This is a genomic window from Streptomyces sp. NPDC059398 (genome assembly GCF_042751845.1).
Lineage (GTDB): Bacteria > Actinomycetota > Actinomycetes > Streptomycetales > Streptomycetaceae > Streptomyces.
Window position 1 is genome coordinate 3,748 of sequence record NZ_JBHYWP010000085.1, and the last position, 26,527, is coordinate 30,274.

22 protein-coding genes and 1 pseudogene are annotated in these 26,527 nt (G+C 72.0%); 14 read left to right on the forward strand and 9 right to left on the reverse strand.

Going from position 1 to position 26,527, the window contains the following annotated elements; all coding sequences use genetic code 11:
- Positions 1 to 49: 49 nt before the first annotated feature.
- The 4 genes and pseudogenes from ACFXBC_RS26025 to ACFXBC_RS26040 form a co-directional block, all read left to right on the forward strand.
- Positions 50 to 1,102 (forward strand): annotated as a pseudogene (locus tag ACFXBC_RS26025) (ATP-binding protein); the annotation flags it as partial.
- Between the two features lie 122 nt (positions 1,103 to 1,224).
- Positions 1,225 to 2,352 (forward strand): phenylalanine--tRNA ligase subunit alpha, encoded by a 1,128-nt coding sequence (gene pheS / locus ACFXBC_RS26030; protein ID WP_385029155.1) that lies wholly within the window; start codon positions 1,225 to 1,227, stop codon positions 2,350 to 2,352.
- Positions 2,352 to 4,877 (forward strand): phenylalanine--tRNA ligase subunit beta, encoded by a 2,526-nt coding sequence (gene pheT, locus ACFXBC_RS26035; RefSeq protein ID WP_385029158.1) that lies wholly within the window; start codon positions 2,352 to 2,354, stop codon positions 4,875 to 4,877. Before pheS ends, pheT begins: the two co-directional genes overlap by 1 nt.
- 323 nt (positions 4,878 to 5,200) lie before the next feature.
- A complete protein-coding gene (locus ACFXBC_RS26040; protein WP_385029161.1) occupies positions 5,201 to 6,256 on the forward strand; it encodes a PP2C family protein-serine/threonine phosphatase in 1,056 nt (351 codons plus the stop codon).
- Positions 6,257 to 6,441: 185 nt separating this feature from the next.
- Here the strand turns inward: ACFXBC_RS26040 and ACFXBC_RS26045 are convergent, their stop codons facing one another.
- Both ACFXBC_RS26045 and ACFXBC_RS26050 read right to left on the reverse strand, forming a co-directional pair.
- The gene (locus ACFXBC_RS26045) at positions 6,442 to 7,302 is read right to left on the reverse strand and encodes a 3-hydroxybutyryl-CoA dehydrogenase (RefSeq protein ID WP_385029164.1); all 861 of its coding nucleotides are present in this window, start codon (positions 7,300 to 7,302) and stop codon (positions 6,442 to 6,444) included.
- A 142-nt stretch (positions 7,303 to 7,444) separates the two neighbouring features.
- Positions 7,445 to 8,389 (reverse strand): DMT family transporter, encoded by a 945-nt coding sequence (locus tag ACFXBC_RS26050; protein ID WP_385029167.1) that lies wholly within the window; start codon positions 8,387 to 8,389, stop codon positions 7,445 to 7,447.
- On the opposite strand from ACFXBC_RS26050, the gene ACFXBC_RS26055 reads away from it, so the two are divergent.
- Both ACFXBC_RS26055 and ACFXBC_RS26060 read left to right on the forward strand, forming a co-directional pair.
- Positions 8,388 to 9,824 (forward strand): PLP-dependent aminotransferase family protein, encoded by a 1,437-nt coding sequence (locus ACFXBC_RS26055; protein WP_385029170.1) that lies wholly within the window; start codon positions 8,388 to 8,390, stop codon positions 9,822 to 9,824. The two genes, ACFXBC_RS26050 and ACFXBC_RS26055, sit on opposite strands and share 2 nt — an antisense overlap.
- 125 nt (positions 9,825 to 9,949) lie before the next feature.
- Positions 9,950 to 10,525, forward strand: a complete 576-nt coding sequence (locus ACFXBC_RS26060; protein ID WP_385029173.1) for a histidine phosphatase family protein — start codon at positions 9,950 to 9,952, stop codon at positions 10,523 to 10,525.
- A gap of 138 nt (positions 10,526 to 10,663) precedes the next feature.
- On the opposite strand, the gene ACFXBC_RS26065 is transcribed toward ACFXBC_RS26060, so the two are convergent.
- The gene (locus ACFXBC_RS26065; RefSeq protein ID WP_385029176.1) at positions 10,664 to 11,170 is read right to left on the reverse strand and encodes an SRPBCC family protein; all 507 of its coding nucleotides are present in this window, start codon (positions 11,168 to 11,170) and stop codon (positions 10,664 to 10,666) included.
- A gap of 205 nt (positions 11,171 to 11,375) precedes the next feature.
- On the opposite strand from ACFXBC_RS26065, the gene ACFXBC_RS26070 reads away from it, so the two are divergent.
- Together ACFXBC_RS26070 and ACFXBC_RS26075 are read left to right on the forward strand one after the other, a co-directional pair.
- A complete protein-coding gene (locus tag ACFXBC_RS26070; RefSeq protein ID WP_385029179.1) occupies positions 11,376 to 11,759 on the forward strand; it encodes a VOC family protein in 384 nt (127 codons plus the stop codon).
- Between the two features lie 78 nt (positions 11,760 to 11,837).
- A complete protein-coding gene (locus ACFXBC_RS26075; RefSeq protein WP_385029182.1) occupies positions 11,838 to 14,228 on the forward strand; it encodes an ATP-binding cassette domain-containing protein in 2,391 nt (796 codons plus the stop codon).
- Positions 14,229 to 14,429: 201 nt separating this feature from the next.
- On the opposite strand, the gene ACFXBC_RS26080 is transcribed toward ACFXBC_RS26075, so the two are convergent.
- From ACFXBC_RS26080 to ACFXBC_RS26090, 3 genes are all read right to left on the reverse strand, one after another.
- Positions 14,430 to 16,226 (reverse strand): sel1 repeat family protein, encoded by a 1,797-nt coding sequence (locus ACFXBC_RS26080; RefSeq protein WP_385029185.1) that lies wholly within the window; start codon positions 16,224 to 16,226, stop codon positions 14,430 to 14,432.
- Between the two features lie 210 nt (positions 16,227 to 16,436).
- Positions 16,437 to 16,796: an STAS domain-containing protein gene (locus ACFXBC_RS26085; RefSeq protein ID WP_385029188.1), complete on the reverse strand. Its 360-nt coding sequence runs from the start codon at positions 16,794 to 16,796 to the stop codon at positions 16,437 to 16,439.
- Positions 16,793 to 18,064: a PP2C family protein-serine/threonine phosphatase gene (locus ACFXBC_RS26090; protein ID WP_385029191.1), complete on the reverse strand. Its 1,272-nt coding sequence runs from the start codon at positions 18,062 to 18,064 to the stop codon at positions 16,793 to 16,795. The genes ACFXBC_RS26085 and ACFXBC_RS26090 overlap by 4 nt, the downstream gene beginning before the upstream one ends.
- Before the next feature lie 570 nt (positions 18,065 to 18,634).
- Between ACFXBC_RS26090 and argC the strand changes: the two genes are divergently transcribed.
- From argC to ACFXBC_RS26115, 5 genes are all read left to right on the forward strand, one after another.
- The gene (gene argC / locus ACFXBC_RS26095; RefSeq protein ID WP_385029194.1) at positions 18,635 to 19,663 is read left to right on the forward strand and encodes an N-acetyl-gamma-glutamyl-phosphate reductase; all 1,029 of its coding nucleotides are present in this window, start codon (positions 18,635 to 18,637) and stop codon (positions 19,661 to 19,663) included.
- 127 nt (positions 19,664 to 19,790) lie between these two features.
- The gene (gene argJ / locus ACFXBC_RS26100; RefSeq protein ID WP_385029197.1) at positions 19,791 to 20,942 is read left to right on the forward strand and encodes a bifunctional glutamate N-acetyltransferase/amino-acid acetyltransferase ArgJ; all 1,152 of its coding nucleotides are present in this window, start codon (positions 19,791 to 19,793) and stop codon (positions 20,940 to 20,942) included.
- Complete coding sequence (argB, locus tag ACFXBC_RS26105; RefSeq protein ID WP_385029200.1) at positions 20,939 to 21,898, forward strand: acetylglutamate kinase; 960 nt, start codon at positions 20,939 to 20,941, stop codon at positions 21,896 to 21,898. The genes argJ and argB overlap by 4 nt, the downstream gene beginning before the upstream one ends.
- On the forward strand, positions 21,895 to 23,079 hold the full coding sequence (locus tag ACFXBC_RS26110; protein ID WP_385029203.1) for an acetylornithine transaminase: 1,185 nt from the start codon (positions 21,895 to 21,897) through the stop codon (positions 23,077 to 23,079). The genes argB and ACFXBC_RS26110 overlap by 4 nt, the downstream gene beginning before the upstream one ends.
- A gap of 19 nt (positions 23,080 to 23,098) precedes the next feature.
- Positions 23,099 to 23,656, forward strand: coding sequence for an arginine repressor (locus tag ACFXBC_RS26115; RefSeq protein WP_385029206.1), 558 nt, complete (start codon positions 23,099 to 23,101; stop codon positions 23,654 to 23,656).
- Between the two features lie 39 nt (positions 23,657 to 23,695).
- Here the strand turns inward: ACFXBC_RS26115 and ACFXBC_RS26120 are convergent, their stop codons facing one another.
- Positions 23,696 to 24,400, reverse strand: a complete 705-nt coding sequence (locus ACFXBC_RS26120) for a L,D-transpeptidase (RefSeq protein ID WP_385029210.1) — start codon at positions 24,398 to 24,400, stop codon at positions 23,696 to 23,698.
- Between the two features lie 297 nt (positions 24,401 to 24,697).
- Positions 24,698 to 24,979 (reverse strand): muconolactone Delta-isomerase, encoded by a 282-nt coding sequence (locus ACFXBC_RS26125; protein WP_385029213.1) that lies wholly within the window; start codon positions 24,977 to 24,979, stop codon positions 24,698 to 24,700.
- Between the two features lie 77 nt (positions 24,980 to 25,056).
- Here ACFXBC_RS26125 and ACFXBC_RS26130 point away from each other — a divergent pair, with 77 nt between their 5' ends.
- Positions 25,057 to 25,374 (forward strand): ArsR/SmtB family transcription factor, encoded by a 318-nt coding sequence (locus tag ACFXBC_RS26130; RefSeq protein ID WP_385029216.1) that lies wholly within the window; start codon positions 25,057 to 25,059, stop codon positions 25,372 to 25,374.
- 195 nt (positions 25,375 to 25,569) lie between these two features.
- Here the strand turns inward: ACFXBC_RS26130 and ACFXBC_RS26135 are convergent, their stop codons facing one another.
- Complete coding sequence (locus tag ACFXBC_RS26135) at positions 25,570 to 26,463, reverse strand: bile acid:sodium symporter family protein (protein ID WP_385029237.1); 894 nt, start codon at positions 26,461 to 26,463, stop codon at positions 25,570 to 25,572.
- Positions 26,464 to 26,527: the final 64 nt, after the last annotated feature.

Genomic DNA, 26,527 nt, shown 5'->3' on the forward strand with positions numbered 1-26,527 from the left:
ACCACAGCCTGACTGACCCCGGGAGTGCGGGGGCCGGCTCGGCAATAGCGGAGCGGGTGTCAACCCCGACGAACTCCCCGACGGCCTGGTCGTCGCCGACGAGCACGGCCGGATCGTCTGCTTCAACACCGCCGCCGCACGGATCACCGCCGTACCGCGCTCCGAGGCGCTGGGCCGCCCGCTGGAGCAGGCGCTGCCCCTGGAGGACCTCAAGGGCCGCCGCTGGTGGGCCCTGACCGATCCGTACGGCGGGCTCGCCATCCGCTACGGGCAGCCCGAGCGCAATCTGCTGCTGCCCGGCGGGCGCGAGGTGCTGGTCTCCGCGCGCTACATACGGGAGCACCCCACCGGGCCCGTCCGGCGGGTGGTCGTCTCGCTGCGGGGCACCGAGGCGCGGCGCCGCACCGAGCGCAGCCACGCCGAGCTGATAGCCACCGTCGCGCACGAACTGCGCTCCCCGCTGACCTCTGTCAAAGGGTTCACGGCGACGCTGCTCGCGAAGTGGGAGCGCTTCACCGACGCACAGAAGCGGCTCATGCTGGAGACCGTCGACGCCGATGCCAACCGCGTCACCCGGCTCATCGCCGAGCTGCTCGACATCTCGCGCATCGACTCGGGCCGCCTGGAGCTGCGCCGCCAGCCCGTCGACATCGGCGCCGCCGTCAGCCGGCACATCCAGGCCCACACCGCGTCCGGCCAGGACCCCGACCGGTTCCTGGTCCGGATCCGGCAGCCGCTGCCCGATCTCTGGGCCGACCCGGACAAGATCGACCAGATCCTCGGCAACCTGCTGGAAAACGCGGTGCGCCACGGTGAGGGAACCGTCACTATCGAGGTGGCGGAAGCCGCCGCGAAGAACGACGAGAAGGGGACGGGCGTCACAGTGACCGACGAGGGCCCCGGTATCCCCGAGGAGTCGATGAGCCGCGTCTTCACCCGCTTCTGGCGGGGCAGCAAGCGCGGTGGCACCGGGCTCGGCCTGTACATCGTCAAGGGCATCGTCGAGGCGCACGGCGGGACGATCACCGTCGGCCGCGGGGCGGGTGGCGGTGCGGAGTTCCGATTTATTCTGCCCGTAGGGGCTCCGGCCTATCTGGCCTAGAGGACCTGCGGGCCACTCCGCCCCCTGGCGGCCTCTAGAATCGACCTTTGGCACGTTTGCGTCCTTGACGTCGCTGTCGGCGAGCAGGTCGCCTCAGCCAGCAATCGGAAGTACGGGAAGAGATGTCGGCACCGAACAAGTCGTACGACCCTGTTGAGGTCGAGGCACTGAAACCGGAAGAGATCGAGCGGATGCGGGACGAGGCGCTCGCCGCCTTCGCCGCCGCCGGTGATCTCGACGCGCTCGCACACGCCAAGACGGCCCACACCGGCGGCACCTCGCCGCTGGCCCTGGCCAACCGCGAGATCGGCGCGCTGCCGCCGCAGGCCAAGGCCGACGCGGGCAAGCGCGTGGGCATGGCGCGCGGCGCCGTGAACAAGGCTCTCGCGGCCCGCCAGGCGGAGCTGGAGACCGAGCGCGACGAGCGGGTCCTGGTCGAGGAGGCGGTGGACGTCACACTCCCCTACGACCGCACGCCCGCCGGCGCCCGCCACCCGCTGACCACCTTCATGGAGCGGGTCTCCGACATCTTCGTGGCCATGGGCTACGAGATCGCCGAAGGACCCGAGGTCGAGGCGGAGTGGTTCAACTTCGACGCCCTCAACTTCACGCCCGACCACCCGGCCCGGCAGATGCAGGACACCTTCTTCGTCCAGGGCCCCGAGGGCACCGAGGGCGACGAGTCCGGAGTCGTCCTGCGGACGCACACCTCGCCCGTCCAGGCCCGCACTCTGCTCGACCGTGAGCCGCCCGTCTACGTCGTCTGCCCTGGGCGGGTCTACCGCACCGACGAGCTGGACGCCACGCACACACCGGTCTTCCACCAGATCGAGCTGCTCGCCGTGGACGAGGGCCTCACCATGGCCGACCTCAAGGGCACCCTGGACCACATGGTGCAGGCGCTCTTCGGCCAGGACATGACGACCCGGCTGCGCCCGAACTACTTCCCGTTCACCGAGCCGTCCGCCGAGATGGACATGGAGTGCTACGTCTGCCGCGGCGCTTCGGTCGGCAACCCCGACCGCCCGTGCCGCACCTGCTCCAGCGAGGGCTGGATCGAGCTGGGCGGCTGCGGGATGGTCAACCCCAAGGTGCTCACCGCCTGCGGTGTGGACCCCCGGAAGTACAGCGGATTCGCCTTCGGGTTCGGCATCGAACGGATGCTGATGTTCCGCCACAACGTCGAAGACATGCGAGACATGGTCGAGGGTGACATCCGGTTCACCCGGCCGTTCGGGATGGAGATCTGATGCGGGTCCCGCTTTCCTGGCTGCGGGAGTACGTCGATCTCCCCGCCACCGAGACCGGCCGTGACGTACAGGCCAAGCTGGTCGGCGTCGGCCTGGAGGTCGAGACCGTCGAGCAGACCGGCGCGGGCCTCAAGGGTCCGCTGGTCGTCGGCGAAGTCCTGACCATCGAGGAACTGGAGGGGTTCAAGAAGCCCATCCGCTTCTGCACCGTCGACGTCGGCAGCGCCAACGGAACCGGCGCACCGCAGGAGATCGTCTGCGGCGCCCGGAACTTCTCCGTCGGCGACAAGGTCGTCGTGGTCCTGCCCGGCGCCGTGCTGCCCGGCGACTTCGCCATCGCCGCGCGCAAGACGTACGGCAAGACCTCGCACGGCATGATCTGCTCGGGCGACGAGCTGGGCATGGGGGATGACGGCAGCCACGGCATCATCGTGCTGCCGCCCGGCCACGAGCCCGGCACCGACGCCATCGCGCTGCTCCAGCTGGTCGACGAGGTGCTCGACATCGCCGTCACCCCCGACCGCGGCTACGCCCTGTCGATCCGCGGCGTCGCACGCGAGACCGCGACCGCCTACGGGCTGCCGCTGAGCGACCCGGCGCTGCTCGACGTGGCGCCGCCCAACGCGTTCGGCTACCCGGTGAAGATCGCCGACCCGCGCGGCTGCGACCGCTTCACCGCCCGTACCGTCACCGGCCTCGACCTGGAGGCCCGCACGCCGATCTGGCTCCAGCGCCGCCTCCAGAAGGCCGGAATGCGGCCGGTCTCGCTCGCCGTCGACATCACCAACTACGTGATGCTGGAGCTCGGCCAGCCGCTGCACGCCTACGACCGGGCCAGGATCGAGGGTCCGATCGGTGTGCGCAGGGCTGTGGCGGGCGAGAAGTTCACCACGCTCGACGGCACCGCCCGGGTCCTCGACGCCGGGGACCTGGTCATCACCGACGACCGCGGCCCCATCGGCCTCGCGGGTGTGATGGGCGGGGCCAACACCGAGATCGCCGACGTCACCGCCGACCCGGAGACGGGCCGGCTCAGCGGCACCACCGACGTCATCATCGAGGCCGCGCACTTCGACGCGCTCTCCATCTCGCGCACCGCACGCCGCCACAAGCTGCCGTCCGAGGCGTCCAAGCGCTTCGAGCGGGGCGTCGACCCGGAGGCGGCATCGGCCGCCGCCCAGCGGACCGTCGACCTCCTGGTGCTGCTCGCGGGCGGCACCGCCGAGACCGGGGTCACCGAGATCGTCGCGCCCTCGGCGCCGCGCACCCTCCAGATGCCGGCCGACCACCCGGACAAGGTGGCGGGCGTGGCGTACGGCAGGGAGACCGTCGTACGCCGCCTCCAGCAGGTCGGCTGCGACGTGTACGGGCAGGACGAGCTCGTCGTCACCGTGCCGTCCTGGCGCCCCGACCTCGCCTACCCCAACGACCTGGCCGAAGAGGTCATCCGTCTTGAGGGGTACGAGAACCTCCCGTCGACGCTGCCGAGGCCGCCGGCCGGCCGGGGGCTCACCGAGCGGCAGCGGCTGCACCGCAGGGTCGGCCGCGCGCTGGCCGGGGCCGGCTTCGTCGAGGCGCTGAACTACCCGTTCACCGGTGACGCCGCCTTCGACCAGCTCGGGCTGGCCGCCGACGACCCCCGCCGCACCACGGTCAAGCTGGTCAACCCGCTCTCCGACGAGGAGCCCGCGCTGCGCACCACGCTGCTGCCGGGGCTGCTCGGCGCGCTGCGGCGCAACACCGGGCGCGGCTCCCAGGACCTCGCGCTCTTCGAGACCGGTCTGGTCTTCCGGCCGACCGGCGACGAGCGGGTGCCGGAGCGGCTGCCCGTCGACCGCAGGCCCACCGACGAGGAAATCGCCGGAATCACCGCTGTGCTGCCGTGTCAGCCGCGCCACGTCGCGGCCGTCCTGGCCGGCGCCCGTGAGCAGGCCGGCTGGTGGGGCAAGGGCCGTCCGGCCGACTGGGCGGATGCCGTCGAGGCGGCCCGTACCGTCGCCCGCGAGGCCGGGGTCGAGCTGATCGTCCGGGGCGACCGGTACGAGCCGTGGCACCCGGGCCGGTGCGCCGCGCTGTATGCCGTCGTCGACGGGGCCGAAGTCCTCGCCGGGCACGCGGGCGAGCTGCATCCGCGCGTCGTCAAGGCGTTCCACCTCCCTGAGCGCAGCTGCGCCATGGAGCTGGAGCTCGATGTGCTGGAGCGGGCGGCCACCGCACTCGTCGCGCCCCGGATCTCCTCCTTCCCGGTGGCGACCCAGGATGTCGCGCTCGTCGTTCCCGCCGGGGTGCCGGCCGTGGACGTCGAGGCGGCGCTGCACGAGGGCGCCGGTGAACTCCTCGAAACGCTGCGGCTGTTCGACGTCTTCACCGGTGAGCAGATCGGTGAGGGCCGCAAGTCCCTGGCGTACGCGCTGCGCTTCCGCGCGGCCGACCGCACGCTGACCGTCGACGAGGCCACCGCCGCGCGTGACGCCGCCGTGGCGCTCGCAGCGGAGCGGACCGGGGCGGTGCTGCGCGGCGCTTGACCGCCAACTGCCGTTCCGCGCACGGGAACCACGGGCGTACAGGAACACTGGCGCACGGGAACCCATGGCGTAAGGGAACCACTGAGGGGCGTGTCCGGATCTCCGGGCGCGCCCCTCACTCGTTCGGGTGAGAAGCGCTGCGGATCTACGCCAACGGGCCGCGCCGCCGACAGAATCGACCCGCCCGATCATAAGAACGACCGGCACCTGGGGAGTGGGAGAAGAGCCATGGTGGCCGACGACAACGCCCCGAACCCGTGCGCCACACCCCGCGACCCCGCCCCCTCGACCGCCGGACGGCCCGGGGTGAAGGGGCCGGCGGCATGATCCGTACCAGGGTCATGATCCGTACCAGGGGGTGGCGCGGAGCGGTCGTCTTCGGCCTTCCCGCGCTCGGGCTGGCCGCCGTGGTCGGCTGGGAGCTGGTCCGCTCGCCGGCCGGCGACGACAGCATCACGGTCCGGCTCGCCCTCAGCGCCGCACTGCTCTCGCTGGCCGGCTATGTCCTCGCGGGTGTCCGGCTGGGCCCCGTAAGGGAGTTGAAGCAGGCGCGCGCCGTCGCGTGCGCCACCCAGCGGGTGCTGCTCAGGCCGCTGCCCGCCCGGATCGACGGTCTCACCGTCGCCGCGAGCCAGCTCTCCGCCTCCCGGGGCGCGGTGGTGGGCGGGGACCTCTACGAGGCGCTGGCCACGGTGCACGGGGTGCGGCTGGTGATCGGTGACGTACGGGGTCACGGGCTCGCGGCGATCGGCGCGGTGGCCGCGGTCCTGGGCAGCTTCCGGGAGGCCGCGCACGACGAGCCCGGACTGCCGGGCGTGGCAAGGCGGTTGGAGCGGGCACTGGAACGGCATCTGCGGGAGCGCTCCCGGCAGGAGCACCCGGCGGCGGGCGGGGCCGAGCCCGGCCATCCGTCGGCCGAGGAGTTCGTGACCGTACTGCTCCTGGAGATCGACCCGGACGGCCGGATGACCGCCGTCAACTGCGGGCATCCGTGGCCCTACCGGCTGGGGAAGGCGGCCGGACGGGTCCGCGGGGGAGAGCCGCTGCCTCCGCTGGGGACGTTCCCGCTGCCCGCGGCCGTCGAGTCCTGGCGGTGCGGCCGGCTGCTCCCCGGTGACGCGCTCCTCCTGCACACCGACGGTGCCACCGACGCGCGGGACCCGGGCGGCCGGTTCTTCCGCCTCGATGACGTGCTCCGCGACGCGGCGGCCGACGGGGTCCCCGCGCCCGCCCGGGTGATCCAGCGGGTGCACCGGGCGCTGCTCCGGCACACCGGCGGCCGTGTCACCGACGATGTGGCGCTGCTCGTCCTGCGTAACGACCGCAGCAGGACGCTCGGCAGGCCGGACCCGGTCCGTACCGCGCGGTCGGCGCTCTGAGACCGTCACCGGTCATCCGGGGCGGCACCAGGCCGGTCGGCGCGGCGGCTCTGGTACCGCACCGCCGGGAAGGGGCCCGGCAGCGAGTGAGGGGTGGGGGGGGGGGGGGGGGGGGGGGGCGCCCGGCCCCCCCCCGCCCCTCACTTCTCGCTGGTCCGACGGTCCGGATCAGATGTACGGCCGGATCAGGTGTACGGGTAGAAGCCCGAGCCGGTCTTGCGGCCGAGCCGTCCCGCGTCGACCATGCGCTGCAGCAGCGGGGGAGCGGCGTACAGCGGCTCCTTGAACTCGGCGTACATCGAGTCGGCGACGGACGCGACGGTGTCGAGACCGATCAGGTCCGCGAGCTTCAGCGGGCCCATCGGGTGGGCGCAGCCCATCTCCATGCCGTTGTCGATGTCCTCACGGCTCGCGATGCCGGACTCGAACATCCGGATCGCGGAGAGCAGGTACGGGATGAGCAGGGCGTTCACCACGAAGCCCGAGCGGTCCTGGGCGCGGATCGCGTGCTTGCCGAGTATGCCCTGGACCAGCGCCTCGGAGCGCGTGACCGTCTCCTCGGACGTGGTCAGCGCCGGGATCAGTTCGACGAGCTGCTGGACGGGCGCGGGGTTGAAGAAGTGGATCCCCATCACCTGGTCGGGCCGGGAGGTCGCGACGGCCAGCTTCACCAGCGGGATCGAGGAGGTGTTGGAGGCCAGGATCGCGTCCTGCCGGGTCACCACCTGGTCGAGCACCTGGAAGATCTCCGTTTTCACCTGCTCGTTCTCCACGACGGCCTCGATGACGAGGTCGCGGTCGGCGAACTCCCCGAGGTCGGTCGTGAAGCTCAGCCGGCCGAGCGTCGCGTCGCGCTCCTCCTCGGTGATCTTGCCGCGCTCCGCGGCCTTCGAGAGGGAGTTGTGGAGCCTGGTGCGGCCGATCTCCAGAGCCTCGCCGGTGGTCTCGGCGACCATCACCTCAAGGCCGCTGCGAGCACAGACCTCGGCGATTCCCGCGCCCATCTGGCCACAGCCCACCACTCCGACGCGTTCGATGTCGGTCACATCCAGCCTTTCGCAGATCGTCGCGGGCGAGTACCCCGTATGGTTCCGGCGCCCGCCCGGCCCCCAGACGTTACTCCTGACCTGCGGGCGGCCGGGCCTCCGGGTTAACCAACGCTCACTGCGCAAACAGGGGCATTCATGACTATCTCGTCCTGGAACGCTGAGTGACCGCGATACAGACGAGCACCGCGACCGCCGCGACGGGAGCGGCCACCGGCAGATGCTCGCCCAGCAGCAGGACCGACCAGACCAGAGTCAGCAGCGGCTGGGCGAGCTGGAGCTGGCTGGCCCTGGCCACACCGATCTCCGCCATACCGCGGTACCAGACCACAAGCCCCAGGAACTGGGAGCCCGCCGCCACCCAGAGCACCCCGGCGACGCTGTGGGCGGTGAGGTGGACGGGCTCCAGCGTCAGCGCCACCGCGCTCCCCGCCACGGCCAGGGGCAGGCAGAGCACCAGCGCCCAGCCGATCACCCGCCAGCCCGGCATCTCGCGCGCCAGCCGGCCGCCCTCGGTGTAGCCGGCGGCACAGATCAGCAGCGCGCCGAAGAGATACATGTCACCCGGGGACACCGCCCCGCCGGACTGCTGCACGGTGAAGGCGATCACGACGCCCGCTCCGGCCAGCGCGGCGGCCCAGAAGGCGCGGGACGGGCGCGCGCCGGTCCGCAGGGCGGAGAAGGCGGCCGTGGTGAGCGGCAGCAGCCCCACGACCACAGCGGCGTGCGAGGTCGTGGAGGTCTGCAGCGCCAGTGTGGTCAGCAGCGGGAAGCCCAGGACCACCCCGGCGGCCACCACCGCGAGACCGGCCCAGTGGCGCCGCTCGGGCACCGGGGCGCGCGAGGCGAGCAGGGCGCCGCCCGCCAGCAGGGCGGCGAGCACACAGCGTACGGAGACGAGCGACCAGGGCCCGAACCCTTCGAGTCCCCAGGCGGTCGCCGGAAAGGTCAGCGAGAACGCGATGACGCCGAGCCCGGCGAGCGAGGTGCCGCTGCGGGCTGTGTGGCCGGTCCGGCCCGCAGCGCCGTCCGCGTGGCCGCTCACTGCTATCGAGGGATCTTCGGTAGCGCTATTCTGTAGTGTCATGTATGAGCGTAGCAGCGTGGCAGAACTCGTGAAATCCCTGAAAGCGGAGCTGAACCGCTATCCGGTTGATGGAAAGCTTCCGTCGAGCCGGGCGATGGTCGAGTCCTATCGGGTCAGCCCGGTGACGGTGTCCAGAGCGCTCGCCCAGCTCGCCGCCGAGGGGCTCGTGGTGACCCGGCCGGGCGCCGGGGCGTTCCGGGCGCGGCCACGCAGGGACGTCCCGGCGCCCGGTGACACCTCCTGGCAGGAGATCGCACTCAGCGCCGACGGTGCGACCGACGCCGCGCCCCGTGCCGTGGACGCGTCCGGGGTGCTGGTCACGCTCGCCGCGCCGCCGCCCGGCGTCATCGAGTTCAACGGCGGCTATCTGCACGCCTCGCTCCAGCCGGAGCAGGCCATGGCCGCCGCCCTCGCCAGAGCGGGCCGCAGGCCCGGGGCCTGGGGGAGGCCCCCGGTCGACGGCATCCCCGAGCTGCGCGAGTGGTTCGCACGGGGGATCGGCGGCCCCGTCGGCGCGGCCGACGTCCTGGTCACGGCGGGCGGCCAGAGCGCGCTCAGTACGGCGCTTCGCGCCCTCGCGCCGCCCGGCGCCTCCGTGCTCGTCGAGTCCCCGACCTATCCGGGCATGCTGGCCGTCGCACGCGCGGCGGGGCTGCGGCCGGTGCCGGTGCCGGTGGATCCCGACGGCGTACGCCCGGAGCTGCTCGCCGACGCGTTCCGCGCCACCGGCTCCCGGGTCTTCGTCTGCCAGCCGCTCTTCCAGAACCCGACCGGGGCGGTGCTCAGCACCGCCCGCCGCCCGGAAGTCCTGCGGATCGCCCGTGAAGCGGGGGCGTTCATCATCGAGGACGACTTCGTCCGCAGGCTCGTCCACGAGGACGCGGGGCCCCTGCCGAGACCGCTGGCCACCGACGACCACGACGGAGTGGTCGTCCATGTCTGCTCGCTCACCAAGGCGACATCGCCCAGCCTGCGGGTCGGGGTGCTGGCGGCCCGCGGCCCGGTGTACGAGCGGCTGCGCTCGATCCAGGTCGTCGACAGCTTCTTCGTCCCGCGCCCGCTCCAGGAGGCCACCGTCGAACTGGTCGGCTCGCCCGCCTGGAACCGTCATCTCCGTTCCGTCTCCGGGCAGTTGAAGGACCGCAGGGACACCCTCACGGCGGCGCTCCGCGGCAGCGTCCCCGAACTGGACCTCCCGTACGTCCCCAGCGGCGGCTACCACCTCTGGCTGCGGCTGCCCGACGGCACGGACGAGGCAGCGGTGGTCTCGGCGTCCCTGCGCGCCGGCGTCGCGGTGGCGCCGGGCCGCCCCTACTTCTCCGCGGAACCGCCCGCTCCGCACCTGCGCCTCAGCTTCGCCGGGGTGGCCGGGGCGGGCGAGATCGCCGAAGGGGTACGGCGGCTGCGCACGGCGTGCGACGAGGTGCTCGGCTGAGGGCGCGCGGGCCACGCGTACCGAGCACCCCGCGTGCCGTGCATCCCGCGTGCCGTGCACCCCGCGTGCGCCGGTTGTGCCGCCGACTCTTGACCCACCGGGGTTTCAGTCGCACGATCGCGGCCATGAGCGTTCGCGTCACGCTGGTCGCCGCCGCACGCAGTTCCTCCCGGCTTGCCGAGCGCTTCGACGACGACCGGCCTCTCGACCACGCGGGCTGGCACCAGGTGCAGCTCTCGGCGAGCTCCCTCGTCCCGCTGGCCGCGGCCGAGCTGCGCTACTGCTCACCCACCGCACGCAGCCGGGCCACCGGCGACGCGCTCGGCTTCGCGCCGCTGCTCCAACCCGCCCTGAGCGACTGCGACATGGGCCGCTGGCGCGGGCTCACCCTGGCCGAGGTGACGGCGCGCGAACCCGCCGCGGTCGACGTCTGGCTCTCCGACCCGCGCTCGGCCCCGCACGGCGGCGAATCGCTGCTGGGGTTCATCTCACGGATAGGGAACTGGCTGGAGACCCGGCCCCCGTGCGACGGCTCCATCGTCGCGGTCGCCGAGCCGACCGTCGTCCGTGCCGCCCTGGTCTACGCGCTCAAGGCGCCCCCGTCGACGTACTGGAACGTCGATGTGCCGCCGCTCTCCACGGTGACCCTGACCGGACTGCCGGGGCGCTGGAGCCTGCGCCTCGACACGGCCGTCCGCTGAGCCGGCCGTCCGCTGGTCCGGGCATCCCGCCCCTTCGCGGATACGGCCCGAGCCGGACGGGCCGGCGCGGACGGCCCCCGTCCGGTCCGTCGGGCAGCTGCGGCGATGTCCTGGCCCGGCTCCGGCGTCGCCCGTCCCTCAGCCCGATGGGGCCTCCAGGGCGGCCTTGAGGTTGTGCAGCGTGGTCCGGATGTTCTTCTGCTGGAACACCGCGAAGACCTGGCCGCGGGTCGCGATCCGGTCGAAGGCGTTGGCCACCGGGTCCGGCCAGCGGCGCCGGTCGTCCGTCCAGGTCTCGGTGACCTTCGTGCCCGTGGCGGCGCTCTCGAAGCGGTACTCCCAGGTGGCGATGGGGCCGCGCAGCCGGGGCCGCCTGATCCCGATGGCGTGTACCCGGAAGGCGAACCGTTCGCCGGGGTCGGCTGCGGTCACCGTGCAGCGGGTCGTCCAGCGGAAGGCTCCGCGTTTGTTGTGCCCGTCGAAGACCATGCCGGTGAACGCGGTGCCCTCCGGCTCGCGCAGCGTCGCCCCGAGGTTCTCCGGACTCCACCGTCCCATTCGTGCGGGGTTGCTGACCTGCTCGTACACCACTGATGGCGGGGCATCGACGACGATGCTGCCGGACACGGAGAATGTGCGGGGCATGGCGGCTCCGTTCTTCGGGCCCCCGACCCTACCGGTCGGTAGTAACGGTGTCAGCACCCGGAACCGATCAGGAATCAAGAAGCACGGTTCGGTCGCCCGCACTAGCGTGACCAGCATGGACATCGCGTCCCCGCACCGGGGTGGACGCGGTCCACGACCAGTCTGACCACAGCGGTCCACGACCAGTCCGACCACAGGAGTGACCATGACCAGCTCTGCGGACTCCGCCGGCTCCGCCGGTTCCGCGACCCAGGGGATCAAGACCGTTCTGCACCCCGTTTCCGACCTCGCCGCCGCCAAGCCGGTCTACACCGCCCTCCTCGGCGTACCGCCGCAGGCCGACGAGTCGTACTACGTCGGCTTCGAGGTCGCGGGCCAGCACATCGGGCTGGTGCCGGGCGGCGCGCAGCAGGGGATGACGGCGCCGGTGGCCTACTGGCACGTCCCGGACATCGAGGCGAAGCTCGCCGAGGTGACCGCAGCGGGCGCCGTCGTGAAGGAGCCCGCGCACGACGTCGGCGGGGGCCGTCTGGTGGCCACCGTCACCGACCCCGACGGTAATGTGCTGGGGCTGCTCCAGGACCCGTGAGCCGCGCCCCCTGGCACTTACGGAGACCTGGCACTTACGGAGACGAAAGACGGAGAGAAAGATGGAGAGACGGTAAGCATGGCCCAGAGGACGGGGAAGGGCGCACAGCCGCCCGCGCCGCACGTTGCCGACAGCCACGGTCTGATCCGCGTACACGGTGCGCGGGTGAACAACCTCAAGGACGTCAGCGTCGAGATCCCGAAGCGCCGGCTGACGGTGTTCACCGGAGTGTCCGGCTCGGGCAAGAGCTCGCTGGTGTTCGGCACGGTCGCCGCCGAGTCCCAGCGGCTGATCAACGAGACGTACAGCGCCTTCGTGCAGGGCTTCATGCCGACGCTGGGGCGGCCCGACGCCGACGTACTCGAAGGGCTGACGACCGCGATCATCGTGGACCAGCAGAGGCTCGGTGCGGACCCGCGCTCCACCGTCGGCACCGCGACCGACGCCAACGCGATGCTGCGCATCCTCTTCAGCCGGCTCGGCAAGCCGCACATCGGCTCACCCCAGGCCTTCTCCTTCAACGTCGCGTCGGTCAGCGGGGCGGGCGCGGTCACCATGGAGCGCGGCGGAAGGACCGTCAAGGAACGGCGCAGCTTCAGTGTCACCGGCGGTATGTGCCCGCGCTGCGAAGGCCGCGGCACGGTCACCGACATCGACCTGGCCCAGCTCTTCGACGACTCCAAGTCGCTCGCCGACGGCGCCATCACCGTCCCCGGCTACAAGGCGGGCGGCTGGAACTACCGGCTCTACAGCAGCTCGGGCTTCTACGACCCGCAGAAGCCGATCCGCAAGTACACCAAGAAGGAGCTGCACGACTTCCTCCACCGCGAGCCGACCAGGATGAAGATCGAGGGCATCAACATGACCTACGAGGGGCTCGTCCCCCGGGTCCAGAAGTCGATGCTCTCCAAGGACCGGGAGGCGATGCAGCCGCACATCAGGGCGTTCGTGGACCGGGCGGTCACCTTCACGGTCTGCCCCGAGTGCGACGGCACCAGGCTCGCCGAGGCGGCCCGGTCGTCGAAAATCGCCGGGACCAGCATCGCCGACGTGTGCGCGATGCAGATCAGCGACCTGGCCGCGTGGGCGCGCGGAGTCGACGACCCCTCGGTCGCGCCGCTCCTCACGAAACTGCGGCAGACCCTCGACTCGTTCGTGGAGATCGGTCTCGGTTATCTCTCGCTCGACCGGCCGTCGGGCTCGCTGTCGGGCGGTGAGGCGCAGCGTGTGAAGCTGGTCCGCCATCTCGGCTCCTCGCTCACCGATGTGACCTACGTCTTCGACGAGCCGACCATCGGCCTGCACCCCCACGACATCCGGCGGATGAACGACCTGCTGCTGCGGCTTCGGGACAACGGCAACACGGTGCTCGTCGTGGAGCACAAGCCGGAGACGATCGCGATCGCCGACCATGTGGTCGACCTCGGCCCCGGCGCGGGTACGGAGGGCGGCACCGTCTGCTTCGAGGGCACTGTCGCGGAACTGCGGGCCGGCTCCACCCTCACCGGCCGCCATTTCGACGACCGGTCCGCCCTCAAGGAGAAGGTGCGGACCCCCACCGGGAAACTGGAGATCCGCGGAGCGAGGGCACACAACCTGCGCGACGTCGATGTCGACATCCCGCTCGGGGTCCTCACCGTCGTCACCGGGGTCGCAGGCTCCGGCAAGAGCTCCCTCGTGCACGGGTCGGTCCGCGCCGACGAGGGGGTGGTGTCGGTCGGACAGGAGCCGATCCGCGGTTCACGGCGGAGCAACCCGGCCACGTACACCGGACTCCTCGACCCGATCCGCAAGGCGTTCGCCAAGGCCAACGGCGTGAAACCGGCGCTCTTCAGCGCCAACTCCGAGGGCGCGTGCCCCCACTGCAACGGCGCCGGAGTGGTCTACACCGACCTGGCGATGATGGCGGGCGTCGCCACCGTCTGCGAGGTGTGCGAGGGGAAGCGGTTCGAGGCGTCGGTGCTCGACCACCATCTCGGCGGCCGTGACATCAGCGAAGTGCTCGCGATGTCGGTGGCCGAGGCCGAGAGGTTCTTCGGCGAGGGCGAGGCGCGGACCCCGGCCGCACACGCCGTCCTCACCCGGCTCGACGATGTCGGGCTCGGCTATCTCACTCTCGGCCAGCCGCTCACCACTCTCTCCGGCGGCGAGCGGCAGCGGCTCAAGCTGGCCACGCACATGGCCGACAGGGGCGGTGTCTACGTACTGGACGAGCCGACCGCCGGGCTGCATCTCGCCGATGTCGAGCAGCTGCTCGGCCTGCTGGACCGGCTGGTGGACTCCGGTAAGTCGGTCATCGTCGTCGAGCACCACCAGGCGGTGATGGCGCACGCCGACTGGATCATCGACCTCGGCCCGGGCGCCGGGCACGACGGCGGACGCGTCGTCTTCGAAGGCACCCCGTCCGAGCTGGTCGCCGACCGCTCCACGCTCACCGGGGAGCACCTCGCGGCGTACGTACGGGTCTGACGTGCGCGTCTGACGTATCTGACGTAGGGGCCTGACGTACGCGTCCGGTGGGCGGGTACGGGGGTATGGGTGCGGCGGCCCGCCCCGGCCGCGTGTCCGTGTACGGGTGCGGACGCCCGCCCCGGCTCGCCCTCCGGCGGCGTCGGGACGGCGGCCCGCGGGCGGGCGTGCAGGCGCCATCCGTCGGGCCCGCCGGTGGTGTCACGCCGTCAGCGCCGCCTCCACTTTCGCCAACTCCTCGTCCGGGTCGACCGTCCGGGACAGTACGGCCAGGTCGTCCGGGCTGTAGCGGGGGCGCACATCTTCGTCCCAGCGTGCGGCGGCGGCCCGCAGCGGCTCGACGGCCTCCGCGAGGCGGCCCAGCCGGTGGAGCACCAGTCCGTAGTACCCGGCGGCCTCGGTCCTGTACACGGAGTCGCCGCCCTGCTCCCAGGCCGTACGGAGAAAGGGCTCCGCCTCGGTGTACGCGCCGCGCTGGGCCTTCAGCCTGCCCGCGTGCGTGCGGTGGAGCGTGGACCCGTCACCGGCCGCGCGCACATACCAGCGCTCGGCCTCCTGGTGGTCCCGGTGGTACTCCGAGAGCCACCCCATCCGACCGCACGCGTCGTGGTGGCCGGCGTCGGCGGCCTTCCGGTACCACTGGTCGCGCTCCACGGCCCGGTACAGCGTGTTGTACAGCTCCGCGAGGTCGTACGCGGCCTGGGGATCACCGGCCAGCGCGGCGGGCTCGATCCAGCGGACCAGATGGCGTTCGTCCGCGCCGCCCCAGTCGCCGAGGATCTTCCCGTACGCGTACGAGGCGTGCACGTCGCCCGCCTCGGCCCGCTCCCGCAGCCCGGGCAGCCGGCGCAGGTCCTTGCCGGGGGCGACGTCACCTCCCGCCCGGACGGCGGCGATCCCGGCGAGCTGCTCGACGACGTCCTCGTCGTCGTCGCCGACCTCCCGGAACCAGTGTTCGGCCTCCTCGTACCGCCGCTGCCGTCGGCACAGGAGCCCCAGGTTCCACTGGGCCGGCTGCTGCCCGCGGGCCGCCGCGACGACGTACCAGCGCTCGGCGTCCGCGAAGTCGCCGCGCCGCTCGTGCAGGACACCGAGCGTGTACGCGGCGCCCTCGTCGCCGTCCTCGTGGGCCTGGAGCAACAGAGCCCGGGCCTCGGGCCAGGAGGCCTCTCCACCGGTCTCCGTCAGGAACACGGCATGGTCCACGCGGGCGGCGGCGCTGAGCGCGGAAGCCCTGCGGTAGTAGCCGACGGCCTCGGCCGTCAGCCCCGGGTAGTCGCGGAAATGCTGTTCCATGTCGAGGAGCGGGCCCAGCGCCTCGGCGGCGGCGTCCCCTTCCTCTGCGTCCCCGGTGGCCCCGGTGGCCCCGGTGGCCCCGGCGTCCCCGGTGGCCCCGGTGGCCCCGGCGTCCCCGGTGGCCCCGGTGGCCCCGGCGTCCCCGGTGGCCCCGGCGTCCCCGGCGTCCCCGGTGGCCTCGGCGGCATCGAGCCCCGCCGCGACACGGTCGAGGTCCTCGCGAACCGACTCGAAGAGCCGGACCCAGCGCAGGACCGCGACATCGCCCAGTTCGATGCCGCTCCTCAGGAACTCCGCCGCCTCGTCGAGCCGCCCCCCGGCCGCGATGAGCCTGCCGAGTTCGATCTTGCAGTCGAGGTCGCGCCCTTCCTCCCAGCCGTGGCGGAACCAGACGGCGGCCTCCGGATCACCCTCCTCGCGGAGCAGTGTGCCCAGGCCGTGGGCGCACCCGGGGTGCCGTGCGGCGACGGCGCGGTAGAGCGCTTCCGCCGCCCGCCGGTCGCCCCGGATCTTCCGGTACCGGGCCAGGGTGTAGTGCGAGAAGGCGTCGCCCGCCGCCACGGCCCGCTCCCAGTACGGGATGCCTTCGTCCACGTACCCGCGCAGCACGAAGAAGTCGGTGTGCCGGCGGGCGGTCTCGGCGTCCCCGGCCAGGGCGGCCGTGACGAGCGCCTCTCCACGGGTCTGTATGTCCTGCGTCATGACCGCATCGTGCCAGGCGGCGCCAAGGGCCGGTCGGCCGATGGGCGTTGCCGCCCGGCGAGGACCGGCACGCCGGCGCTGTCCCGCCCCGCCGGGTGCGTGTGGCCGAGTCGCTCAGACGGCCCCCGAACGGCCGGGCGGGCCCGGCTGACGTCCCTGCTCCTTGGCCGCGGGTCTGGAGTGGCCTTCTTCAGGAATCGTTTCGGCAGGTCAGCCCGAGGCGGTGTGCCAGGCGTCCTCGGCGTCCTGCGCGGTGGGGTGAGTGGGGAAGACCTGGGCCAGGCCGACGACGCGGAAGACCCGGGCGACGCGGGCGGGGACGGCGGCCAGCGCGATGGTCGCGCCGGCCGCCAGGGCGTGGTTGCGGGCGGCGATGAGCATGGAGATACCGCTGGAGTCGCAGAACGTGAGCGCTTCGAGGTCGAGGACGAGTTGCTGGCCCGTACGCAGGGTGATCCCGGAAAGCGCCGCACGGACCTCGGCCATGGTGTGGTGGTCCAGCTCTCCGGTGAGTTCGATGACTGCTCCGGTGGTGGTGGCGCGGGTTCGGAAGGTCAGTGTCTTGGTCACTGCTGCTCTTCACTGATAGGTCGGGGAACGTGGACGGCCAGGACAGCGGTGTCGTCGTCCACGCCGGTGCCGAAGGTGTCGAGCAGGTCGCGGATCGCGCCGATCGTGTCCGAGGCGGTGGTGGGCGCCAGGGCGTGGCCGAAGTCGAGGAGGGCGTCGTCGCCGTAGCGGCCCCCGCCACCGGCGGCGGTGTGTGCCTCGGTCAGGCCGTCGGTGTGCAGCAGCAGGGTGTCGCCGGGTGAGAGGTGGACGGTGGTGGTGACGATGTCGGCGTCGGGCAGGACGCCTATGAGCTGCCCGCCAGGGGTGGGCAGGAAGTCGGCGGTCCCGTCCATACGCATCAGCAGGGCCGGCGGGTGGCCGCCGCTGGCCAGGGTGATACGGAAGCCTCCCCGGTCGGGGTCGGGGGTGAGCAGGCCGAAGATGACGGTGCAGAAGCGAGGATCCGTGCCGTTGTACTCGTGGTTCAGGACCGTGTTGAGATTGCCGAGCACCGCCGCTGGATCCGGGTCGTAGACGGCGGCGGCGCGCAGGGTGTAGCGCGCCAGTGAGGTCACGGCCGCCGCGGCGGCGCCCTTTCCGCACACATCGCCCAGGAACAGGCCCCAGGTGCCCGCGGCCAAGGGGAAAAGGTCGTAGAAGTCGCCGCCGACCTCGTCGATCGAGGCGATGTGGTAGTGCGCGGCGACGTCCAGGCCGGGCACGTTCGCCAGGGCCGGCGGCAGCAGGGTGTTCTGCAGGGTGGTGTTCAGGAGCTTCAGGCGGTCGCGTTCCTCGTCGGCTTCCCGGCGGGCGCGGAGCAGTTCGGTTTCGTAGGCGCGGCGGTCGCGGGCGTCGAAGACGGTGGTACGGATCAGGAGCGGCTGTCCGTCGCTCCCCGTTTTCACCGTCGAGGTGATCATGACCGGCAGACGGGAGCCGTCGGCGGCCTTGAGCTCCAGTGCGATGCCGCTGATCTCGCCCTGCATCCGCAGCTGCGGTGCGAAGTGGGTCTCGTGGTAGATCCGTCCGCCCACGGTCAGCAGATCGGAGAAGTGCCTGTGGCCCACCAGATCATCGCGCTCGTAGCCGAGCCAGCCAAGCAGGGTGGCGTTGACCTTCGCGATCCGGCCGTCCAGAAGGGTGGAGAGATAGCCGCAGGGCGCGTGTTCGTAGAGGTCCTCGACGCTGTCCTCCAGCAGCGCGGAGAACCGGGCCTCCTCATCGTCCACCGGCGCCTGGTCCTTGGCGGGGTCCTGGTCTTCTTTCCTGTCGTCGGCCGTGGACATCACCGGGCGGCTCCGGCGAACGCGGCGGTCTCCTCCGGGGTCGCCGGCCGGGGGCAGTGCCCTGCCGTGCCCGGCTCCGAGCCCGTCTCCGGCCGCTTCGGGGTCACTCATGGTCACCGGAGCCACAGCGCCCGACCAGCCGGGACGGGCCGCCCGGTCCACCGGTCGGCCCGGTCACCGTCAGGTGGTCCCTGCTCCGCACATCCATGCCGGCCATTCTCGCAGACCGCTCCGGAGCGGTCGCGTCTCGATCAGGATCGGCTGCGCGTCCGGAGGACGAATCGCCGGGGGCTGAACCGCCACGAGCCCGGCAGGACGCAGGACGGAGAACGTTCGCTTCGCACAGCGACTCGGGGGCCTCCCGAACCGGGCTCCGGTGCCGCTACTGCGGTGCCCGTTCCGACGCGATGCCAGGCCTCGCGGGTCGGCCCCTTCCCGCGAGAGCACCGCATCCCGTGGGGACGCAGCGGAGAGAACTCCCACCGCTGCACAGCGCGCCGATGCGCCCCGGACGCCATTGCATAAAAGTGCAGCATTGCGTATAGTCATGCCATCAACGAGGAGGTTTCGGTGGCGGTACGTGCAGCGGTGGCAGGGGCAAGCGGATACGCCGGCGGGGAGCTTCTCCGTCTGCTGCTCGGCCACCCGGATATGGAGATCGGCGCGCTCACCGGCAACTCCAACGCCGGCCAGGCGCTCGGCGCCCTGCAGCCGCATCTGCGGCCGCTGGCCGGGCGGGTGCTCCAGCCGACCACCGCGGATGTTCTCGCCGGTCACGACGTCGTCTTTCTCGCCCTGCCGCACGGGCAGTCCGCCGCCGTCGCCGAGCAGCTCGGGGACGACGTCCTCGTCGTTGACATGGGCGCCGACTTCCGGCTGAAGGACCCCGCGGACTGGGAGCGGTTCTACGGCTCCCCGCACGCCGGGACCTGGCCGTACGGTCTGCCCGAGCTGCCGGGCGGGCGTACCGGGCTCGCCGGGACGAAGCGGATCGCCGTCCCCGGCTGCTATCCGACAGCGGTCTCCCTCGCGCTCTTCCCGGCCTACGCGGCCGGTCTCGCCGAGCCCGAAGCGGTGGTCGTCGCCGCCTCCGGTACGTCCGGGGCGGGCAAGGCGGCCAAGCCGCATCTGCTCGGCTCCGAGGTGATGGGCTCGATGTCCCCGTACGGCGTCGGCGGCGGCCACCGGCACACCCCCGAGATGATCCAGAACCTCAGCGCCGCCGCGGGCGAGCCGGTCACCGTCTCGTTCACCCCGACCCTCGCGCCCATGCCGCGCGGCATCCTCGCCACCTGCACCGCGAAGGCCAGGCCGGGGGTGAGCGCCGGGGCGGTCCGCGCGGCTTACGCGAAGGCCCTCGCCGACGAGCCGTTCATCGAGCTGCTGCCCGAGGGGCTGTGGCCGTCGACCGGCGCCGTGTACGGCTCCAACGCGGTACAGATCCAGGTCGCGTACGACGCCGCCGCCGGCCGGATCGTCGCCATCAGCGCCATCGACAACCTCACCAAGGGCACCGCGGGCGGCGCCCTGCAGAGCATGAACATCGCACTCGGACTCCCCGAGGACCGGGGGCTTTCCACCATCGGACTGGCGCCGTGAGCGGCGCGCGCCCGGCGGCGGGCCGGGCAGCCGCCGGACGGCACCATCAGACAGAGGCCGCGGCGCAGCGCAGCGCGGCCGGCAGTGACACGAGCCGCCACAGCGGCGGGGCCAACGAGGAGATGCAGTGAGCGTCACGGCAGCGAAGGGATTCACGGCGGCGGGTATCGCCGCTGGGATCAAGGAGAGCGGCGGACCGGACCTGGCCCTCGTGGCCAACGCCGGGCCCCGGCTGGCCGCCGCGGGAGTCTTCACCTCCAACCGCGTCAAGGCCGCACCGGTCCTCTGGTCCGAGCAGGTGCTCAAGGGCGGCACCGTCGGGGCCGTGGTCCTCAACTCCGGTGGTGCCAACGCCTGTACCGGGCCCAGGGGATTCCAGGACACCCACGCCACCGCCGAGAAGGTGGCCGCGACCCTCGGTGGCAACGCGGGCGAGGTCGCGGTCGCCTCGACCGGGCTCATCGGCCTGCCGCTGCCCATGGACAAGCTGCTGCCCGGCATCGAGCGGGCCGCGGCCGAGCTCTCCGCGCACGGCGGTGAGAAGGCCGCCATCGCCATCAAGACCACCGACACCGTCCACAAGACCGCGGTCGCGGGCGGCGACGGCTGGACCGTCGGCGGGATGGCCAAGGGCGCCGGCATGCTCGCCCCCGGCCTCGCCACCATGCTCGTCGTGCTCACCACCGACGCCGACCTGGAGAGCCCGGTCCTGGACCGGGCGCTGCGCGCCGCCACCCGTACGACCTTCGACCGGGTCGACTCGGACGGCTGCATGTCCACCAACGACACGGTGCTGCTGCTCGCCTCCGGCGCCTCCGAAGTGGTGCCCGGTGAGGCGGAGTTCGCCGAGGCCGTCCGTACGGTCTGCGCCGACCTGGCCCGCCAGCTGATCGGCGACGCCGAAGGGGCCAGCAAGGACATCCGGATCGAGGTGGTCAACGCCGCGAGCGAGGACGACGCCGTCGAGGTGGGCCGCTCCATCGCCCGTAACAACCTGCTGAAGTGCGCCATCCACGGCGAGGACCCCAACTGGGGCCGGGTGCTCTCCGCGATCGGCACCACGTCCGCCGCCTTCGAGCCCGACGAGCTCAATGTCGCCATCAACGGCGTCTGGGTCTGCAAGAAGGGCTCCGTCGGCGAGGACCGCGACCTGGTCGACATGCGGTACCGCGAGGTCACCATCACCGCGGACCTCGCGGCGGGCGGAGAGTCGGCCGTGATCTGGGCCAACGACCTCACCGCCGACTACGTCCACGAGAACAGCGCGTACAGCTCATGAGCGCCCGCAAGCACACCGCGCTCCCCAAGGCGCAGACCCTCATCGAGGCCCTGCCCTGGCTGACGCGCCATCACGGCAAGACCGTCGTGATCAAGTTCGGCGGCAACGCCATGGTCGACGAGGAGCTGAAGGCCGCCTTCGCCCAGGACGTCGTCTTCCTGCGGCACGCGGGCCTTCGGCCCGTCGTCGTGCACGGCGGCGGCCCGCAGATCAGCGCACAGCTCGACCGGCACGGCCTGGTCAGCGAGTTCAAGGCCGGACTGCGGGTGACGACGCCCGAGGCGATGGACGTCGTACGGATGGTCCTCGCCGGCCAGGTCCAGCGTGAACTGGTCGGACTGCTCAACCAGCACGGCCCGTTCGCGGTCGGTATGACGGGCGAGGACGCCAACACGATCACCGCCGTCCAGCACTTCCCGGAGATCGACGGCGAGTCCGTCGACATCGGCCGGGTCGGCGAGATCACCGGCATCGACATCGGCGCGCTCCAGGCGCTGCTCGACGACGGCCGTATCCCCGTCGTCTCCTCCATCGCCCGCAGCGCCGACGACCACCACGTCTTCAACGTCAACGCCGACACCGCGGCCGCCGCCCTGGCCGCAGCGCTGAACGCCGAGACCCTGATGGTCCTCACCGATGTCGAGGGCCTCTACGAGGACTGGCCGAACAGCGACGACGTCATCAGCAGGCTCACCGCGAAGCAGCTGGAGAAGCTCCTCCCGGAGCTGGCCAGCGGCATGGTGCCCAAGATGCAGGGCTGTCTCTTCGCCGTACGCAACGGGGTCAACACCGCCCGCGTCATCGACGGGCGGGCCCAGCACTCGATCCTGCTGGAGATCTTCACCGACGAGGGCATCGGCACGATGGTCGTACCGGACGCGGACGTCGCGCCGGGCGCGGACGCCGTACCGGGCACCCACACCGCAACCACTGGCGCCACCGAGGGGGAGTCATGAGCAACCAGGAACTCGCACAGCGCTGGCAGGGCGCTCTGATGGACAACTACGGCACGCCGAAGCTCTCCCTGGTGCGCGGCGAGGGCGCCACCGTGTGGGACGCGGACGGAACCGCATACACCGACTTCGTCGGCGGTATCGCGGTCAACGCGCTGGGCCATGCCCACCCCGCGGTCGTCGAGGCCGTCTCGGGGCAGATCGCCGCGCTCGGCCATGTCTCCAACCTCTTCATCGCCGAACCGCCGGTCGCCCTTGCCGAACGGCTGCTCCAGGCGTTCGGCCGGGACGGCCGGGTGTACTTCGCCAACTCCGGTGCCGAGGCCAACGAGGCCGCCTTCAAGATCGGCCGGCTCACCGGCCGCACCCATATGGTCGCCACCCAGGGCGCCTTCCACGGCCGGACCATGGGCGCGCTCTCGCTCACCGGACAGCCCGGCAAGCAGAACGGCTTCGAGCCGCTCCCCGGTGTGGTCACCCATGTCCCGTACGGCGACGCGGAGGCGCTGCGCGCGGTCGTCACCGAGAACACCGCCTTCGTGATCATCGAACCCGTCCAGGGTGAGAACGGCGTCGTCGTACCGCCCGCCGACTACCTCCGGAAGGCCCGGGAGATCACCCGCGCCACCGGCACCCTGCTGGTACTCGACGAGGTGCAGACGGGCATCGGGCGCACCGGCCACTGGTTCGAGCACCAGGCGCACGAGGGCGTCGACCCCGATGTCGTCACCCTCGCCAAGGGCCTCGGCGGCGGACTCCCGCTGGGCGCGGTGGTGGCCTTCGGGGCGGCTGCCGAACTGCTGCAGGCCGGCCACCACGGCTCGACCTTCGGCGGCAACCCGGTGGCGTGCGCCGCGGGACTCGCCGTGCTCGACACGATCCACGCGGACGGGATCCTCGACCGGGTGAAGCGGACGGGCGAGAAGCTGCGCACCGGAATCGAGGCGCTGGGACACCCCCTGGTCGGCCATGTCCGCGGTGCCGGACTGCTGCTGGGTATCGTGCTCACCGGGTCCCGCGCGCCCCAGGTGCAGCGGGCGGCTCAGGACGCAGGCTTCCTGGTGAACGTGACCGGCCCCGATGTCGTACGGCTGATGCCGCCGCTGATCATCGGTGACCGCGAGGTGGACGCGTTCCTCCAGGCCCTGCCCGGCGTTCTCGACCAGGCCAACGGGGAAGAGTGATCCGCAGAGTGAGGCGACGATGACCGAGGCGCAGCAGACCGAGCACGAGGCGCAGGACACCGAGTACGGCGGGCCGTCCGTCCCGCAGACCCGGACCGCCCGCCACCGCCGGATCGTGGACATCCTCAACCGGCAGCCGGTGCGCTCGCAGAGTCAGCTCGCCAGGCTCCTCGCCGACGACGGGCTGAGCGTCACCCAGGCGACGCTCTCCCGCGACCTCGACGAACTGGGCGCCGTGAAGATCCGCAACACCGGTGGTGAGCTGATCTACGCGGTGCCCAGCGAGGGCGGCTACCGCACGCCCCACGCGCCGCTCGGCGAGTCCGCCAAGGAGGAGCGGATGCGCAGGCTCTCGTCCGAGCTGCTGATCTCGGCGGAGGCATCGGCCAACCTGGTGGTGCTGCGCACCCCTCCGGGCGCCGCCCAGTTCCTCGCGTCCGCCATCGACCAGGCCGAACTGCACGACATCCTCGGCACGATCGCCGGGGACGACACGCTGATGCTGATCAGCCGGGACCCGGCGGGCGGTCAGGCGCTCGCCGACCACCTGCTGCGGCTGGCGCAGAACCCGCGCTGAGCCGCGAAGGCGGCCCCGGCCGTACGCCGCCCGGCTCCGTCAGTACCGGGTCAGGGCGGTCGGTCCCGACCGGGTGCCGATCGCGATGTGCGGACGGCGCGCCGGGTCGGCCCAGGTGAGGATCCGGTCGACCGCGGCCGCCGGTACGGAGACACAACCGGCCGTCGCCCCGGCGCCGTTGACATGCAGGAAGATCCCGGCGCCCCTGCCGTGCACCGGCCGCGCGTAGTTGAACCCGATGACCAGCGCCCTGGCGTACTGGGTCCGATAGCTGCTCAGCCGCTCCGCCTCGGCGGCCCGGCAGTCCGCGGGCAGCGGGTCCACCCAGCGGTTGTACGCGGAGGACGCGTTGTCCTCGCACCACCAGGAGCTGTCGCGCACCGCACGGTAGGGGTAACGGGTCCCGGCGGGGGCCGCCCTGATCCCGAACGCGTACGGCAGGCCGTAGATGCCGGTGGGGGTGGTGTCCGTGCCCTGTTTCCGGGTCGCGCCGTCGGCCAGCCCCTTCGCACCGAAACGGGCAGCCGCCGAACCGGCCCGGTGCCAGGTGCCGCCGCGCCGCTCCCACCAGCTCAGGGTGCCGGTGGTGGTGGAGTGCAGCGACGGGGCCTCAACGGTGATCAGCTGGGAGCCGCCGCCGGTGTCGGCGAGCCGTTCCGGCAGGGGAGGGTCACCGGCCGGACGGGCCGCGAGGGAACCCGCGACGGCGAGCAGTACGGCACCTGCCACCAGGAATCTGCGCATGGTCCGGACCGTATGCGGCGGCGGAGCCGACGGCCCGTGCTGCTGCTCCGTACGGCCCAGCGGTGGCCCGGGTACGGGACCACCCCGGCGCTGGATGTTCTGTCCGGGGAGGTGGTGATGCGAGGTGTCGGATCCAGCGGAGACCGGCGCATCATTCGAGTCCGGCCTGGTGGCTTTCAGGTCTTTTGTCGGAGGGGCCTGCCGGATGAGCCGCCCGGACCGTTCTCCGCCCGGCTCGTTCTCCGTCGGGAGCGACCGGCGCCGGGTCGACGCGGACGCCCGGCCGGTGCGGGTGGGTCAGCGTTGCCGGATCATGGGGTGCGTGGCCAGGGCGGTGACCTCGATGTCGGCGTACGGCCAGATCGGCAGGCTGGTCAGGGCCTCTTCCAGCGCGTCGGCGTCGACGGCTGACCATATGCCGACGTTGCCGCGCCGGCCCGGGATCCGCCAGAAGTGCTGGATCACTCCCTCGTCCAGCAGTTGACGGCCTCGCTCCCGCTCCCGGCGGATGAGATCGTCACGTTCGTCGGCGGGCAGCGTGTAGGCGCGGGAACCGTCGACCTGCACGAGAAATTCCATGGGACCTCCTTGATCGATGTGCCGCCAGGAAGACTACATCGAACAATGTGGAACTTCGAAATAGTAGTCTTGCCCCCATGCCGAAGAGTCCACATCACCCCGATCTCGGGGACGTTCAGCTTGCAAGGCTGCTCTCTGCCCTGGGGGACCCGGCCCGGCTCGCGATCGTCGCCGTACTGGCGGACCGCGCCGAGCACCAGCGTGAGGATTTTTCCGTGAGCCTCGGGCCATCCACGGTGAGCCACCACATGCGGATCCTGCGAGAAGCGGGTCTGACCCTCCACCGTTTCGAGGGCACCCGCTGCTTCGTCTCGCTGCGGGAGGACACCCTCGACCGCTTCTCCACGGCGCTGACGGGCATCCTTGAGGCCCTCGACACCATGCACACCCATTGATGTGTGGGGTCGTGATCCCGTGGGTCCCCGGCCTGGGGGTCCGGCGTGAGGGGCCATGGCCGAGGCAACGGCGGCACGTGCGCGGTCGCCGCGGGGCCCGGTGGGCGGCCCCGTACCCGGCTCGGCGCAGGTGCCGGTGACAAGGCGTACTCGTCCCGCAAGAATTGCTCCCACCCGCGTCAACAACCTTGCGGGTCAATACACCTGGACCGTTCCGGCCTTGCGGGACCGGTACGACATCCAGGCGGCGACCAGGGCCCCGGACACGTTGTGCCAGACCGAGAAGATCGCCGCGGGCAGGGCGGCCAGCGGGCTGAAGTGGGCGGTGGCGAGGGAGGCGGCCAGGCCCGAGTTCTGCATGCCCACCTCGAAGGCCATCGCCCGGCTGCCCGGCTTGCCGAGACCGGCCGCCTTGCCCGCCCCGTAGCCGAGCAGCAGCCCGAGACCGTTGTGGAGGACGACGGCCAGCAGCACCAGCGCGGCCGCCGACTTGATGGCCGCGGCGCTGCCGCCGACCACGACCATGACGATGACCGCCACGGTGAGCGCGGAGAGCCAGGGCAGCACGCCCAGCACCCGGTCCACGTAACGGCCCGCGAGGAACCGCACCAGCAGCCCGGCGAGCACCGGAAGCAGCACCGTCTTCAGGATGTCGGTCATCATCGAGCCCGCGTCGACCGGCAGATAGGCGCCGGCCAGGAGAAGCGTCAGCGGCGGTGTGACCAGCGGGGCGAGGACCGTCGACACGGTGGCCACCGAGACCGAGAGGGCGACGTCACCGCGGGCCAGATAGGTGACCACATTGGACGCCGTGCCGCTCGGCGCGCAGCCGACCAGAATGACGCCCGCCGCCAACTGCGGTGAGAGGCCGAGGAGATGGGCGATCAGCCAGCCGAGACCCGGCATGATCACATAGTGCGCGACCAGCCCGAGCCCCACGGCCCAGGGGCGCTTCGCCACCCCTTGGAAGTCCACCCTGGTCATGGTCAGCCCCATGCAGAACATGACCACACCCAGCAGATACGGGACGGAGACGCTCCACCCCGCGAAGGTGCCCGGAGACGCGAGACCTATCGCACCCGCCACCAGGACGAGTACGGGGAAGACCGTGACCGCACGACGGGCCGCACGGTCGGTGGCCCCGGCCGTGTCT